The following is a 14,229-nucleotide window of genomic DNA, read 5'->3' as shown; positions in this document are numbered from 1 at the left end:
CGTCGGCCGCCCACGCACGACGCGGCGGTGCAGCGCGCCCCACCCGGTTGCGCGATCGCGCGTGGCTCAGCGTTCCATCCAGGTGCACAGGGGCGCCACGCGCAACAACGACGGCAGCGCGTCGCAGGCGCGCCGGCGAGGCGGGGTCGCCGCGCGCGCGGCCGGGGTGGGGACCGACGGTGCCGGACGCGACGCCGGCGGCGAGGACGCTGCGACCGTCGCGGGACGCACCAGCACCGGCGCCGGCGAACTCATCGAGCGCGGCTTCGGCCCGATCCGCACGACGAAGCCGTCGGCCGTGGCGGAGACCACTTCCACCCAGTGCAGTTCATCGGGCGTATTCCAGCGTCCACCGACCTTCAGCATCGATCCTTCGTTGCTGGAATAGTTGGCCGCCGGCGTATCGCGATCGACGCTGTAGGCGATGCCGTAGTCTTCCAGCTTGTGGATGATCACGGCATCGCCCGCCAGCTTGGCCTCGTACGTGCCGGTACGGCGGCGCGCCTCCAGTGTGTAGATGACCGTTCTGTAGGGGTCGGGCTGCGCAGGCAGGGCTAGCACCACCAGCTGCGTGTTGGCCGTCTTCAGCAAGCTGCCGGCATCCAGCACGAACTCCATCGTGTCGCGATTGTCGGCAGCCACGACGCGCTTGCGCGCGGCGGGCAGCCAGCCGAGGCGCTCGCGCTGGTACATGTTCGGGTGCTTGGGCAGCAACCCGTACGTGGCGTCGCTGGTCGCATTGCGCCACGCGTCGCTCATCACGTCCCAGGGATTGTCGTAGGTGTCGCTGTCGCCGTCGGAATTGTTGGAATGCGGCAGTCCGTAGCCGTGCCCCATCTCGTGTGCCAGCGGCGCGAGATTGGCGAACGACCACGGCGGACTCCACGTCACGCGCGTGCACGTGTAGACGCCGTCCAGCGTGGTGCAGGCACCGCCGCCCCACGCATTGCCGTCCAGCTCGCCGTTGAACATCAGGTTGACACCCTGGATGCCCGCGAACCCGACCTCGGCATCGGCCGCCGCGGCACAGTCGGCGAACAGTTCGGACAACTGCGCCTTCTGCTTGCCATTGACATCGGCCAGGTACGCGGAGCGCGGCTTCGGCAGCGTGTACCAGCCATGCGCGGAACTGCCGGCAAGGCTGACCTGGCCGTACGACACTTCGGACCAGTAATGGCCCAGCTGGCCCGGCGCGGTGCCGTACTGTTCCTGGAAATAGCTGCGCGGTTTCTGCTCGGCGTCGATGTCGGCGAACTTGCACATCAGCGTGATCCAGCGCGTTGCGCCCAGGATCGGCGCGGACGCCATGACGCGGCCGTCGGCTCCGGCTGCGAGCGCTCGCGGTTTCAGGGTGTCGGTGGGCACGATGGCGCTGATCGACGGCGCGACGCCGGCCGACGCCATCACCTTGGCGCCGGCAGCCACGTCGCCGTGCGCGGCGTACGACACCGCTACGCGGCGGTTGGCCAGGGCGTAGAGGTCGCCCGCCGCACGCTTGGCCTGCCCCACGTCCAGGCGCAGGCGCTGCCCTGGCCCCATGTCGAGCCACGCATCGAGGTGCGGCGCCGCCTGGACGCGACCGGGCAATGCACGCGGCGGATCCGCCCACTGCAGCTGCAGCGTACCCTGCACCACCGTCTCCGCACGCAGCGGAAGATGCGGAACGATGCATCCAATGATCGACATTCCGACGGCGAACAGTGCGCGGCAACGCGTTCGCCGGATGTCGCCCGATCCGTGTGTGACCACGCGCGACCCCATTCATGGAAGCGGGTCGAAATGACGCCGCCATGGTCGGGTGTCGGCGGGAATCACGAGGTCTTGAGGGCGCGGAACCGCACGAACGCATGTTTTTCGCGCGGATGTTCCGAACTGCGATGCAGGTCAGCATTCGCGCGCGAACCGCCTTCGCTTTTCGTCGATCGGCGCCGTCGCGCGCCGCGTCGGGGATATCCGCATCACGTAGGGGAAACCCCTACGCGTCAGCGCTCGCGCACGCTGCAGTTGGCAGTTCTTCCACCCTGCCGCGCGCTGCATCGCGAGGGCGCCACGTCACGCCCGGCGGCATCGCGCCCCGGTGGCGTGGTGGTGGACGCGGGTGTCGACGACGCCGACACCGTGGCGGGCTTGACCAGCGCGGGCAATGGCCCGCCCGATACCCGCGCGGGGCCGACGGTCACCACGAAGCCGGTGGCGGTCTGCGCCTTGATCATGACCGCGTAGGAAGCATCGGGCGTGACCCAGCGCTCGCCCACCTTGAACATCGAGCCTTCGTTGTTCGAGCGGTTGGCCGGCGGCGCGTCGGCATCGACACTGTAGGCGGTACCGGAACGTTCGATCTTGTGGATGATCACCGCATCGCCGGCGAGCCTGCCCTCGTACGTGCCCTCGCGTTTGCGAGCTTCCAGCGTGTAGACCACCGTCGCATAGGGATCGGGCTGGGGCGACAGCGAAAGCACCAGCATCTGCACGTTCGCCGACGCCGCCAGGTGCGCATAGTCCAGCGTGATGTCGCGGGTGGCCAGGTCGCCGAGCATGACGACCCGCTGGCGCGGCGCATCGACCCAGCTCAACCGGTTTCGCTGGAAGATGTTGATGTGCTTGGGGCGCGTGCCATAGGTCGCATCGCCCACCGCGTTGGACCAGCCATCGCTCATGACGTCCCACGGATTGTCGTAGGTGTCGTCGTCCCCATCGGAATTGTCCGAGTGCGGCAAACCGTAGCCATGCCCCATTTCGTGCGCCAGCGGCGCCAGGTTGCCGAAGGACCAGGGGGGGTTCCAGGTGACCCGCTTGCACAGGCGCACGCCACGCACCGTCGCGCAGCTCTGTCCGCCCCACGCATAACCATCGAGCAGGCCATTGAACATCATGTTGATGCCGACCGGCGTACTCAGGTCGAGCGTCGCCGGCGCCGCGGACGCGCAGTCGGCGAACAGCTTGTTCAGATCCGCCTTCTCCTTGCCGTCGACCATGGTGACGTAGGTCGAGCGCGGGCTCGGCAGCACGTACCAACCATGTGCCGTGCTGCCGGTCAGGTTGATCTTGTTGTAGGACACCTCGCGCCAGTAGTGCCCGAGTTGGCCCACGCCCTCGCCGTACTGCGACTGGAAGAACGCCTGGTCCTTCTGCTCCTCTGCCACGTCGCTGAACTTGCACATCAACGTCACCCAGCGCGTGGTCCCGCTGATGGGAGCGGCCGCCATCACCCGCGCGCTGGCGCCCTGCACCGGCGCGGACTGGGTGACGCGGTCCGCCGGCACGATGGCCTGGATCGCGGGCGCGGACGACATCACGCGACCCTGCGGCGCGAACGCCACGGCGACGCGGCGATTGGCCAGCACGTAGAGATCGCCGGCGGCCAGCTTCGCCTGCGCGGGATCGAGCGCGATGCGGCTGCCGTCGTCCCTGAGCAACGAGGCATTGAAGCGGGGCGCGAGCCGGGGTTGTCCTGCAGCAGCGCGCGGCGGGTCGCCCCACTCCAGTTGCAACAACCCCTGCTCGATCGTCTGCGCCTGCACACCCGCTGCCTGCGACAACCCCAGCAGGAACCCCACCGCCAACCCGGCGGTACGGCGCGATACGTCCTTGAATCCCCTTTTCACGCTCCCGACTCCCCTGGTCACCGTGCGCGTCACGCGGCACGTCGAGTGTTCTAACCAGTCCGGCGCACGCACGCCGTGAGTGGCATCACACTCTCCACCATGTGATGCTGCGCGCCCGACCACCCCGATCGACGCCGCCATGAGCACGACGCCCGACTATCGCGCCCTACTCGAGACCGCCATCGCCGAAGCCCGCCAGGGCCTGGCCGAAGGCGGCATCCCGATCGGCGCGGCGCTCTACCACCAGGACGGCCGACTGCTGGGCTGCGGCCACAACCGCCGCGTCCAGGAAGGCGATCCCTCCGTGCACGGCGAAACCGATGCCTTCCGAAAGTCCGGCCGCCAGCGCCGCTACCGCGACACGATCATGGTCACCACGCTGGCCCCTTGCTGGTACTGCAGCGGACTGGTGCGCCAGTTCAACATCGGCACGGTGGTCGTGGGGGAATCGGTGACGTTCCAGGGCGGCATCAACTGGCTGCGCGAGTCGGGCGTCACCGTCATCGACCTGCAGAGTGAGGAATGCATCACCATGCTGGGCGACTACATCCGCGCCAATCCCGAGGTGTGGAACGAGGACATCGGCGAGGACTGAGCTCGCCGGGTGCTGGATCAGCTGGGTTTCATCACCATCAGCCAGAAGATGGTGATGACGCTGAGGAAGGCCGGCCAACCCAGCCAGAACCACCACCGCATGGCGCGGTGATACGCAGGCGGCAGCGGCGCGCCATCCGCAACGGCACGTTGGGCGAGGTTGCGCGCGCGGACCTGCAGCCACAGCACGGGCAACCAGCACGCGCCGATCACGAAGAACAGCATCAGCGCCGCTTTCACCCAGAAGACGTCCAGCGGCAGGCCGAGCAGATGCGTCAGCCAGACGCCCGTGGCCAGTTGCACGACGACCGCCGGCGCGGTGAAGCAGGCGTCGGCGATCACCACCGTCCGCGCCGTCGCGGCGATCACGCGCGCATCGCCACGCAGGTGCGCGAGCCACATGAAGAACGCGATACCCAGCCCGGTGCCGAACAGCAGCGTCGAAGCGAGGATATGGATCCATTTCACCCACAGGTAGGTCATCTCAGCGCCGCTCCGTCAGGACCCACAGCACCGCCAACGAAGGCAGCAGCACCAGATTCTTCGCCATGCCACCCAGCGGGTCCCACCACGAGGCAGGCACCAAGCCGCCCAGCACCAGCGTGTAGGCGAGCAACAAGAGCAGCATCGCGCCGACAGCGGTCCGCGATCGCCAACCACTCGCCAACCAGAGGCCGAGCACCAGGTCGGCCGCCCCACCCACGCGCGCCAGCATCACCGGATCCCAGGCCGCCAGCGGCGTATCCGCCGCGAGGCGCAGGATGTCTGCCGCCGGCGTGATGAAGCCGGCCAGCGCCGACAGCAGCCACAAGCCCACCACGGCCCAACGCAAGGCGGGCGCGAGGAAGTAGAGCTGCGCCTGCCAACGATCCTGCACCTGGCTGGGCGCCTGGCCCAGCGCCTCGGCGAGCGCGCGAGGCCGCAGGCCGAAAGTGGCCTCCAGCCGCTCTGTCGCATCCGGCGCGGTGGTATTGCCCTTTCGCAGCATGCGCCACATCGTCCGTCCCACCGGTCCGCGGCCCACCGCCTCCATCGTCGCCACGGCAAGCGACACGCAGGCCTCGGGCACGGCCACCACGCGCTCTCCGGGAATGCGCAGCCAACGTCGCCATTGCTGCTGGTAGTCGCGCAACGACATCGGCGTGGGGCCGCCCACTTCGTAAATCCCACTGACCGTGTCGTCGGCCGCGCGCGCGACCAGTTCGCCCAGATCCTCCGCCGCAACGGGCTGCACCTGCCATCGACCGTCGCCCGGCAGCCATTGCGCGCCGGGAAAGCCCGCCAATGCACGCAACAGCGAGGTTCCGCCGTAGGAGCCGCTTACCGAATAGACCACCGACGGACGCAGCACGACGGACGACAGCGCGAGCCCGCCGAGTTGTTCGTCGAAACGATGTTTGGAGGCAATGAACGGCCCATCCTCGGGCAGGCCCAGGGCGGATACCTGCACGAAGCGCCTGATGCCGCGCGCCACGCAGGCCTTCGCAAGCGCCAGCGGCGCGGCCACGTGCACGACCTCGAAGGTCTGCCCCGCTTCCTCGCGGAGAATGCCTGCGGCGTTGACCACCGCCTCCACGCCGTCCAGCAGCGGCACCCAATCCTCCGGCAGCCGCATCGCCTGCAGGTCGCAAGGGCGTTCGTCATCTGCGAGCCGATTTCCCTTCGGCCGCACGGCCCGCAGGACGCGCCAGCCATGGCGGCGCAGCGCCGCCACCAAGTAGCCACCGATGAACCCCGCACCACCCACCACCAGCACCGTTCGTACCTTGCCGTCCGGAGATGCCTGCGAAGGGATTTGCATGCGGTCGTTCCGTGTCCGTCGAGGATGATGTGAAACGCGGGTGTCAGGCCTTGCGCACGAACTCCGACTTGAGCTTCATCGCGCCGATGCCATCGATCTTGCAGTCGATGTCGTGGTCGCCGTCGACCAGGCGGATGTTCTTGACCTTGGTGCCGACCTTCACCACCAGCGACGAACCCTTCACCTTCAGGTCCTTGATGACGGTGACGGTGTCGCCGTCCTGCAGCAGGGTGCCATTCGCGTCCTTGATGACACGCGCTTCATCGCCGGCGGCGGCGGCATCGGCAGACCATTCGTGGCCGCACTCCGGGCACACCAGGTGGCCGCCGTCCTCGTAGCTGTACTCGGACTGGCATTGGGGGCACGGCGGCAGCGTCGACATGGGGGATCGGGAAGTGGATACGGCCGCGATTGTCGCATGCGTAGCGTGCGCTGCGCGCACGACCGCGTATCGAGGGGTTCATGCGGTCGTGCGCAGGGCGCACGCTACGTTGTTACAGGATGTAGCGGCTCAGGTCGGGGTCCTGCACCAGTTCGCCGAGGTGCGCGTCGACGTAGGCACGGTCGATGACCACACTCTGCCCATCGCGATCGGGGGCTTCGTAGCTGAGGGTATCGAGCAAACGCTCCAGCACCGTATGCAGGCGGCGCGCGCCGATGTTCTCCTGGCGGTCGTTGACCAGCGCGGCGATCTCGGCGAGACGGTCGATCGCATCATCGCTGAAACGCAACGCGACGCCTTCGGTCTTCATCAGCTCCACGTACTGCTTGCTGAGCGCCGCCTTCGGCTCGGTGAGGATGCGGATGAAGTCGTCCTTGCTCAGTGCCGACAGCTCGACGCGGATCGGGAAACGACCCTGCAGCTCCGGGATCAGGTCGCTCGGCTTGGCCAGGTGGAACGCGCCGGACGCGATGAACAGGATGTGGTCCGTCTTCACCGTGCCGTATTTGGTCGACACGTTGCTGCCTTCCACCAGCGGCAGCAGGTCGCGCTGCACGCCCTCGCGGCTGACATCGGCGCCGCCGACGTTGCCGCTGCGCTTGGCGACCTTGTCGATTTCGTCGATGAAGACGATGCCGTGCTGCTCGCAGGCCTCGATCGCGGCCGCACGGATGTCGTCCTCGTTGACCAGCTTGCCGGCTTCCTCTTCGACCAGCTGCGGGCGCGCCGCCTTGATCGTCACGGTGCGCTTGTGGGTCTTGCTGCCGCCCAGGTTGGAGAACATCTGGCGCAGTTGCTGGCCCATCTCCTCCATGCCCGGCGGGGTCATGATGTCGACGCCGACGTTGGCGGAGAGCTCGAGTTCGATCTCGCGCTCGTCCAGGTCGCCATTGCGCAGCTGGCGGCGCAGCTTCTGCCGGGTCTCGGATTCCTTCGACGACGGTTCCGCGCCGATGTCGACGGTGGTGGTAGCGGTGTTCGCGCCGAAGCCGAACCCGCCGCCGGCGCCCTCGCGACGCGGCAGCAGCGCGTCGAGGATGCGGTCTTCCGCACGCTCCTCGGCCTGGGTGCGCATGCGCGCCTTGGCCTGCTCGCGGTACATCTTCACCGCGGTATCGGCGAGGTCGCGGACGATCTGCTCGACGTCCTTGCCCACGTAACCGACTTCGGTGAAGCGTGTGGCTTCCACCTTCACGAATGGCGCATTCGCCAGCGTCGCCAGGCGCCGCGCGATCTCGGTCTTGCCGACGCCGGTGGGGCCGATCAGCAGGATGTTCTTCGGCATCACCTCGTTGCGCAGGCTGGTGTCCAGCTGCATGCGGCGCCAGCGGTTTCGCAGCGCGATGGCCACCGCGCGCTTGGCCGCGTGCTGGCCGACGATATGACGGTCGAGTTCCTGCACGATCTCGCGCGGGGTCATCGTGGATGAAGTGTTTTCTGTCATGGCGATGTAGTCGTTGGGATGCGAGCGGGCGTCGGAGCTCAGAGCTCTTCGACCACCACGTTGCGGTTGGTGTAGATGCAGATGTCGCCGGCGATGTTCAGCGACTCGACGGCGATGGACTTCGCATCGAGCTCGGTGTGGGCGAGCAGCGCGCGCGCGGCGGACAACGCGTAGGAACCGCCCGAGCCGATGGCGATGATGCCGTCCTCCGGCTCGATGACGTCGCCGGTGCCACTGATGATCAGCGAGGTTTCCTTGTCGGCGACGGCGAGCAGCGCTTCGAGCTTGCCCAGGCGGCGCTCGGTACGCCAGTCCTTCGCCAATTCCACGGCCGCGCGTGTCAGCTGGCCGTGCTTCTCCAGCTTGGCCTCGAACAGTTCGAACAGCGTGAACGCATCCGCCGCGGCGCCGGCGAAACCCGCCAGCACCTGGCCATCGCGACCGAGCCGGCGCACCTTGCGCGCGTTGCCTTTCATGACCGTGTGGCCCAGCGTCACCTGGCCATCGCCCGCGACGGCGACATGCCCGTTGCGGCGCACGGACAGGATGGTGGTGGCGTGGAAGACGTTCGGATTCTGGCTGGGGTCCATGGAGGCCTCCGGGGTGTTCCCCCAGAGGTGGGGACGCCGCTCCGCGGTTCAAGCATGGCCTTTGGAAGCAACCCGGGGCCGTAGGCTGGGATGGAGCGAAGCGCAATCCCAGCAACCCGGCGATGTCGGAGGCACGCGCTGGGATTACGCGTTGCTCCATCCCAGCCTACGGCTCTACGGCTTTCCTATTTCTTGCGCTTGGCCCGCGGATGCGCAGCGTCGTAGACCTTGGCCAGGTGCTGGAAGTCCAGGTGCGTGTAGATCTGCGTGGTCGCGATGTCGGCGTGGCCCAGCAGCTCCTGCACGCCACGCAGGTCACCCGAGGATTCGAGGATGTGGCTGGCGAAACTGTGACGCAGCATGTGCGGGTGTACGTGCTTGAACAGGCCTTGCCGCTGCGCCAGCTGCTTGATGCGGATCTGCACGGCGCGTTGCGAAAGGGGACCCTCGGCACGGCCGGGGAAGACGAAGCCCTCGTTGCCGGACGGTCGCTCCTGTCGCCATTCGGCCAGCGCGTTGCGCGCATGCGAGCCGACCGGCACCTTGCGCTCCTTGCTGCCCTTGCCCAGCACGGTGACCATGCCACCGGCCATGTCCAGGTCGCGCCACCGCAGGGCGCACAGCTCGCTCAAGCGCAAGCCGGACGAATAGAAGAGTTCGAGCAGTGCGCGGTCGCGCTTGCCCAGGGGTGCATCGGTCGGCACCTCGACCAACCGGACGGCCTCGTCGGCATCGAGCACCTGCGGCAGCTTGCGCGGCGCCTTGGGCGCGCGCAGCGCAGCGGCGGGACTCGCGGCCACGCGGCCATGTTTCAACAGCCACTGGTAGTAGCTGCGACACGCCGAGAGCCGCCGCTGCAGGCTTTTCGGCGACAACCCACGACGGTGCTCGCTGGCGACGAACGTGCGCAGCTGCTCCGCATGTACCTCAACGAGGTGGGCAATGCCCTGGGCCTGTGCCCATTCCGTCAACGCGGCGAGGTCACGCCGGTACGCGTCCAACGTATGCGCAGAGACGCGGCGCTCGACCTCGAGATGGGCAAGGAAGTCGGCGACTGCGTACATTCCGGTGGTCCGTCATTCCAGCAACGGGCGTCAGCGCGCGCTCAACCATCGAACCGCTTCAGCGCCGTCACCAGCGTCTCGCCCATCATGCGCAGGAACAGCGTGCCCATGCCGGGGTAGAAACGATTGCCATCGCGGCTGCCGACGGCGACCAGGCCGATGCCGGGCAAGGGCAGCAGCGCCGAGGACGCCACTTCTTCCGCGCGCGCGCCATACAGCAGCACATGCTTCTCAGGTTGCAGGCGCCCGCAGATCGGCTCACCGTCGCGCAGGCAGTCGCGGAAAGGGGCCATGTGCGGGTTGTCGGCCGGGATGACCTGCAGCCACTCGCCTTCGTCCAGCCCAGCCACTGGCTGCAGCAGCACGATGCTGACGCGGTCGCCGTTGAAGTCTTCGGCCAGCGACGCCGCCATCGCGCGCACGGTGTCGGCCGCGGTGTTCTGTTTCATGAGCGTGAGCGCCAGCTGGTGCGTGCGCACGGCCAGGCGCTCGTTTTCCTGTGCATTGGCGAACAGGTCGCCGAGGCGCTTGGACAACTCGCGGTTCTTGTCGCGCAAGACTTCCAGCTGATAGCTGGCCAGCGACGCCGTGGGGCCTTCGTCGCGCGGTACCACCATGCTCAGCGCGAGGTCGGGGAACTGCTTCAGGAAGGTCGGGTGGCGACGCAGCCACGCTGCGACCTCGTGGGCGCCCAGTTTGTCGAGTGTCTCGCTCATGCTTTCCATTCCCCTTCGAATACGAATGCCGCCGGCCCGGACATGATGACCGGCGCGTCGTCGGACGGCCAGCGGATGCGGAGTTCGCCACCCGGCAGCACGATGGCGACGTCGCGATCCACGCGACCTCGACGGATCAGCACGGCCGCGGCCGCACAGGCGCCGCTGCCGCAGGCGAGCGTTTCGCCGACGCCGCGCTCGTAGACGCGCAGGCGAACGCGGTCGCGCCCGACCACTTCGGCGAACCCGACGTTGACCGATTCCGGGAAGTGCCACGAGCGTTGCAGCAAGGGGCCGTAGTGCAGCACCGGGGCGGCATCGACGGACGGGACCTCGATCACCGCGTGCGGGTTGCCCATCGACACCGCGCCGAAGCGCAGCCGCACGCCTTCGTCCACATCCGCGTCGTACTCGGCGCGCGCGTCGTCGAAGCCGCGGAGGGGAATGCGCGCCGGCACGAACTCGGGGACGCCCATCGCAACCGCATAGCGATCATCGGCGAGGCGCTCCACCGCGTGCGCTGCCACGGGGCTGTCGACCTGGAAGACCACGTCACCTGCAGCGCCATCGCGCACCAGCCATGCCGCCACGCAGCGCGCCCCGTTGCCGCATTGCTGGGAAGGCGAGCCGTCCGCATTCCAGATGCGGTAGGCCGCGACCGCGCCGGCGCTGCGAGGGGGTTCGATGGTCAGGATCTGGTCGCAGCCCACGCCGCGGTGACGATCGGCGAGCGATGCGGCCAGCGCGGCATCCGGGGGCGGCAGGCCGTCGCGCAGGTCCAGCACGACGAAGTCGTTGCCGGCCCCATGCATCTTGGTGAAACGCATCGACGTGCTCCGCGCGTGCGTCGACTCAGCCATTCCCGTCGGTGGCGGGCACCGTCGCGGGGTCGATCGGCGGGTCGGCGGGGGCGCCATCGGTCGCAGGCGGCACGGCGTCGGCGGGGGCCACGGGCGCTTCTTCGACCGGCTTCTCCGGCATGAACAGCGGGCCCTTGGCACCGCAGGCGGAGAGGACCGCCATCACGGCGGCGGCAAGGACAAGGCGGGCATTCCGGTTCATGGCGCGAGTATAGCCACAGCCCGATGAATGCGGTGGGCGCTCAGTCGGGGCGTGGCGGCTCGGGACGCCGCCACAGCCATGCATCGACCGTGGCCATGCACGCAAGGGGAAGCGCGACCATCCACCACCGGTGCGATCCGGTCCACAGCATCAGCGCGACCAGGAGGGCGGCACAGGCGAGCATCGCCCACGTCGCCGCCCACTTGGCGCGCCGCGACACCGCGCGATGCAGGTACCAGTCGTGGATCATCGGGCCGAAACGCGGGTGCGTGACCAGGTAACGATGCAACCGGTCCGAACCGCGCGAGGCCGCATAGGCCGCGATCAGGATGAAGACCGTCGTCGGCAACCCGGGCACGAACACGCCGAGGATGCCCATGCCCAGGCTGGCGTACGCCAGCAGCCACCACGCCCAGCGGAACCGGGCGGGCTTGGGATCGGGCATATCGCGGGGTCTGGGGGAAGACGTATCGGGCACCGCGCCCTTGTACCCCAAATCCGCCGCCGATGGCGCGAACACGACGTGCGCGCAGCGGACGACCGCGCCCCACCTCGCCATGGCCCACCTCTCCGTTCCGCTGCTGTTCTCCCCGGGTTATCGGCGGGAGGGCCGCAACACTGGAGCGCCGCTCATCGGCTGGCCGTGAAAAAGAAAAAAGCCGGGTTGCCCCGGCTTTCTTCGTGCTCGCATGGCGGCTTACTTCGACGCCACGCCCAGCTGGTCGAGCATGAAGGCGTACATCTCCGCGCGCTCGCGATACTGGCGGAAACGGCCGGACTTGCCGCCGTGGCCGGCTTCCATGTTGGTGCGGAACACGACCGTATTCTTGCTGGTGTTCAGGTCGCGCAGGCGGGCGACGTACTTGGCCGGCTCCCAGTACTGCACCTGCGAATCCCACAGGCCGGTGCCGACGAACATCGCCGGATAGGCCTTGGCCTGCAGGTTGTCGTAGGGCGAATACGTGAGGATGTAGTCGTAGTAGCCCTTCTCTTCCGGATTGCCCCACTCGTCGTACTCATTGGTGGTCAGCGGAATGGTGGGGTCCAGCATCGTCGTGACGACGTCGACGAACGGCACCAAGGTCAGGATGACCTTGTACTTCTCGGGCGCCATGTTCGACACCGCGCCCATCAGCAGGCCACCGGCGCTGCCGCCCATCGCGGCCACGCGGTCCTTGGCGGCATAGCCTTCCTTCACCAGGTAGTCGGTGACATCGATGAAATCGGTGAAGGTGTTGACCTTGTTGTAGAGCTTGCCGTCGTCGTACCACGCGCGGCCCATTTCCTGGCCGCCGCGGATATGGGCAAGCGCGTAGACCACGCCCCGGTCCAGCAGGCTGACGTTGGTGATGCTGAAGTTCGGATCCATCGACGCGCCATAGCTGCCGTAGGCGTACTGCAGCATCGGCGCCTTGCCGTCGCGGGCGACGTCCTTGCGGTACACCAGCGTCACCGGGATTTTCGTCTTGCCGTCGCGGGCCGGTGCCCACACGCGCTCGGTCACGTACTTCGAGGCGTCGTAGCCGGGCACGGGCTGCTGCTTCAGCTGGCGGCGCTCGCCGGTCTTGGTGTTGATCTCGTAGGTCGTCGCCGGCGTGGTCATCGACGTGTAGCTGTAACGCAGCCAGTCGGTGCCGGTTTCCGGATTGGCCGACAGCCCCATCGAGTACGCCGGCTCGTCGGCCTTGACGTAGTCGCTGCTGCCGTCTGCCTTGATCACGCGCAGGCTCTCCAGCGCATTGGCGCGTTCGGCCACCACGCTGAAACCGTCGAACAGTTCGAAGCCCTCGACGAACACGTCATTGCGGTGCGCGATCCAGTCCTTCCAGTCCTTGCGCGAGGTCGAATCGGTCGGCGCGGTCACGATCTTGAAGTTGGTCGCGCCATCGGCATTCGTGCGGATAACCCAACGGTCGCCGAGGTGGTCGGCCTGGTATTCCACATCGCGCTCGCGCGGGGCCAGCACGGTGAACACGCCCGGGCTCGCGGCCGGCGTGCAGCGCATCTCGGACGACACGGTGCTCTCGACGCTGATGCAGATGAACTTGTCGTCGCGGCTGCGGCCGATGCCCATGTAGAAGCTGTCGTCTTCTTCTTCGTAGACCAGCGTGTCCTGGCTGGCCGGCGTGCCCAGCACATGCGACTTCACCCGCTTGCTGAGCAGGGTCTCGAGGTCCTTGTCGACGTAGAACAGCGTGCGGCCGTCATCCGACCACACCAGGTTCGGTTCGGCGTTGGTGACCGTATCCGGCAGGAGTTCACCGGTGTCCAGGTTCTTGAAGCGGATCGTGTACTGGCGGCGGCCATTGGTATCGTCGGCGTAGGCAAGCAGGCGGTTGTCCTGGCTGACCTCGTAGTCGCCGACGTTGTAGTAGTCCTTGCCGGCGCCCAGCGCATTGACGTCCAGCAGCACCTGCTCGCCGGCGAAATCGCCGGCCTCGTTGGCCTTCTGGATGGAGACCGCATCCATGCCCGGGGCGTCCTTGCGGCGCGCATGCACCGGATAGTCCTTGCCGGTCACGAAGCGCGCGTAATACCACCAGCCGCGCTCGCGGTATGGCACGCTCGCATCGTCCTGCTTGATGCGGGCGACGACCTCGTCGTACAGCTTGTCCTCCAGCGGCTTCAACGGCGCCATCACCGCGTCGGTGTAGGCGTTCTCGGCGTTGAGGTACGCCAGCATCTCCTTGTTCTCGCGCTTGTCGTCGCGCAGCCAGTAATACTCGTCGTTGCGCTCGGCACCGTGGGGCGCCTTCACCACGTGCGGCTTCTTGGCCACGTCGGGCGGGGTGGCGCTGGCGCCAAGCGCGGAGGTGATCGGTGTGCTCATCAGGACGGTCGCGGCAAGCAGGAAGGAAGTCGGCTTCATGGATGGGGTCCGGGATTGCGGGTTGCAATGGCAGCGCCCCTC

The 14,229-nt window shown here is 67.7% G+C and carries 14 protein-coding genes; 1 reads left to right on the top strand and 13 read right to left on the bottom strand.

Translation table 11 applies throughout. The features are described 5' to 3' along the window. Window positions 1-66: 66 nt before the first annotated feature. Window positions 67-1,686: a hypothetical protein gene (locus tag CYU89_RS05600; RefSeq protein WP_296279244.1), complete on the bottom strand. Its 1,620-nt coding sequence runs from the start codon at window positions 1,684-1,686 to the stop codon at window positions 67-69. Window positions 1,687-1,982: 296 nt separating this feature from the next. Next, window positions 1,983-3,605: a hypothetical protein gene (locus CYU89_RS05595; RefSeq protein WP_296279243.1), complete on the bottom strand. Its 1,623-nt coding sequence runs from the start codon at window positions 3,603-3,605 to the stop codon at window positions 1,983-1,985. 139 nt (window positions 3,606-3,744) lie between these two features. On the opposite strand from CYU89_RS05595, the gene CYU89_RS05590 reads away from it, so the two are divergent. Continuing rightward, entirely contained in the window at window positions 3,745-4,200 is a 456-nt protein-coding gene (locus tag CYU89_RS05590; RefSeq protein ID WP_296279242.1) for a nucleoside deaminase, read from the top strand. A 17-nt stretch (window positions 4,201-4,217) separates the two neighbouring features. Here the strand turns inward: CYU89_RS05590 and CYU89_RS05585 are convergent, their stop codons facing one another. The 11 genes from CYU89_RS05585 to CYU89_RS05535 form a co-directional block, all read right to left on the bottom strand. Beyond that, entirely contained in the window at window positions 4,218-4,682 is a 465-nt protein-coding gene (locus tag CYU89_RS05585; protein WP_296279241.1) for a DUF2269 domain-containing protein, read from the bottom strand. Between the two features lies 1 nt (window position 4,683). Continuing rightward, window positions 4,684-6,000 (bottom strand): DoxX-like family protein, encoded by a 1,317-nt coding sequence (locus CYU89_RS05580; RefSeq protein ID WP_296279240.1) that lies wholly within the window; start codon window positions 5,998-6,000, stop codon window positions 4,684-4,686. A 43-nt stretch (window positions 6,001-6,043) separates the two neighbouring features. Next, the gene (locus CYU89_RS05575) at window positions 6,044-6,382 is read right to left on the bottom strand and encodes a zinc ribbon domain-containing protein YjdM (RefSeq protein ID WP_296279239.1); all 339 of its coding nucleotides are present in this window, start codon (window positions 6,380-6,382) and stop codon (window positions 6,044-6,046) included. A gap of 112 nt (window positions 6,383-6,494) precedes the next feature. After that, window positions 6,495-7,886 carry an ATP-dependent protease ATPase subunit HslU gene (gene hslU / locus CYU89_RS05570; RefSeq protein ID WP_296279238.1) on the bottom strand — a complete coding sequence of 464 codons (1,392 nt, stop codon included), beginning with the start codon at window positions 7,884-7,886 and terminating at the stop codon, window positions 6,495-6,497. A gap of 38 nt (window positions 7,887-7,924) precedes the next feature. Beyond that, complete coding sequence (gene hslV / locus CYU89_RS05565) at window positions 7,925-8,476, bottom strand: ATP-dependent protease subunit HslV (RefSeq protein WP_056879246.1); 552 nt, start codon at window positions 8,474-8,476, stop codon at window positions 7,925-7,927. 185 nt (window positions 8,477-8,661) lie between these two features. Beyond that, the gene (gene xerC, locus CYU89_RS05560) at window positions 8,662-9,540 is read right to left on the bottom strand and encodes a tyrosine recombinase XerC (RefSeq protein WP_296279237.1); all 879 of its coding nucleotides are present in this window, start codon (window positions 9,538-9,540) and stop codon (window positions 8,662-8,664) included. Between the two features lie 41 nt (window positions 9,541-9,581). Further along, window positions 9,582-10,256, bottom strand: a complete 675-nt coding sequence (locus CYU89_RS05555; protein ID WP_296279236.1) for a DUF484 family protein — start codon at window positions 10,254-10,256, stop codon at window positions 9,582-9,584. Next, window positions 10,253-11,083, bottom strand: a complete 831-nt coding sequence (dapF, locus tag CYU89_RS05550; protein ID WP_296279235.1) for a diaminopimelate epimerase — start codon at window positions 11,081-11,083, stop codon at window positions 10,253-10,255. The genes CYU89_RS05555 and dapF overlap by 4 nt, the downstream gene beginning before the upstream one ends. A gap of 25 nt (window positions 11,084-11,108) precedes the next feature. Then, window positions 11,109-11,318 carry a lipoprotein gene (locus tag CYU89_RS05545; RefSeq protein ID WP_296279234.1) on the bottom strand — a complete coding sequence of 70 codons (210 nt, stop codon included), beginning with the start codon at window positions 11,316-11,318 and terminating at the stop codon, window positions 11,109-11,111. A gap of 40 nt (window positions 11,319-11,358) precedes the next feature. Beyond that, window positions 11,359-11,763 (bottom strand): YbaN family protein, encoded by a 405-nt coding sequence (locus tag CYU89_RS05540; RefSeq protein WP_296279233.1) that lies wholly within the window; start codon window positions 11,761-11,763, stop codon window positions 11,359-11,361. A 252-nt stretch (window positions 11,764-12,015) separates the two neighbouring features. Continuing rightward, the gene (locus CYU89_RS05535; RefSeq protein WP_296279232.1) at window positions 12,016-14,187 is read right to left on the bottom strand and encodes a S9 family peptidase; all 2,172 of its coding nucleotides are present in this window, start codon (window positions 14,185-14,187) and stop codon (window positions 12,016-12,018) included. Window positions 14,188-14,229 lie beyond the last annotated feature (42 nt).

This window comes from Pseudoxanthomonas sp. (assembly GCF_002863005.1).
GTDB lineage: Bacteria > Pseudomonadota > Gammaproteobacteria > Xanthomonadales > Xanthomonadaceae > Pseudoxanthomonas_A.
This window is presented reverse-complemented; position numbering and strand designations above follow the sequence as displayed.

Bases quoted from the DNA above. Each gene is read 5' to 3' on its own strand.
- CYU89_RS05600 (WP_296279244.1), bottom strand. From the start codon at position 1,686: ATGTCGATCATTGGATGCATCGTTCCGCATCTTCCGCTGCGTGCGGAG.
- CYU89_RS05590 (WP_296279242.1), top strand. From the start codon at position 3,745: ATGAGCACGACGCCCGACTATCGCGCCCTACTCGAGACCGCCATCGCC.
- CYU89_RS05585 (WP_296279241.1), bottom strand. From the start codon at position 4,682: ATGACCTACCTGTGGGTGAAATGGATCCATATCCTCGCTTCGACGCTG.
- CYU89_RS05580 (WP_296279240.1), bottom strand. From the start codon at position 6,000: ATGCAAATCCCTTCGCAGGCATCTCCGGACGGCAAGGTACGAACGGTG.
- CYU89_RS05575 (WP_296279239.1), bottom strand. From the start codon at position 6,382: ATGTCGACGCTGCCGCCGTGCCCCCAATGCCAGTCCGAGTACAGCTAC.
- hslU (WP_296279238.1), bottom strand. From the start codon at position 7,886: ATGACAGAAAACACTTCATCCACGATGACCCCGCGCGAGATCGTGCAG.
- hslV (WP_056879246.1), bottom strand. From the start codon at position 8,476: ATGGACCCCAGCCAGAATCCGAACGTCTTCCACGCCACCACCATCCTG.
- xerC (WP_296279237.1), bottom strand. From the start codon at position 9,540: ATGTACGCAGTCGCCGACTTCCTTGCCCATCTCGAGGTCGAGCGCCGC.
- CYU89_RS05555 (WP_296279236.1), bottom strand. From the start codon at position 10,256: ATGAGCGAGACACTCGACAAACTGGGCGCCCACGAGGTCGCAGCGTGG.
- dapF (WP_296279235.1), bottom strand. From the start codon at position 11,083: ATGCGTTTCACCAAGATGCATGGGGCCGGCAACGACTTCGTCGTGCTG.
- CYU89_RS05545 (WP_296279234.1), bottom strand. From the start codon at position 11,318: ATGAACCGGAATGCCCGCCTTGTCCTTGCCGCCGCCGTGATGGCGGTC.
- CYU89_RS05540 (WP_296279233.1), bottom strand. From the start codon at position 11,763: ATGCCCGATCCCAAGCCCGCCCGGTTCCGCTGGGCGTGGTGGCTGCTG.
- CYU89_RS05535 (WP_296279232.1), bottom strand. From the start codon at position 14,187: ATGAAGCCGACTTCCTTCCTGCTTGCCGCGACCGTCCTGATGAGCACA.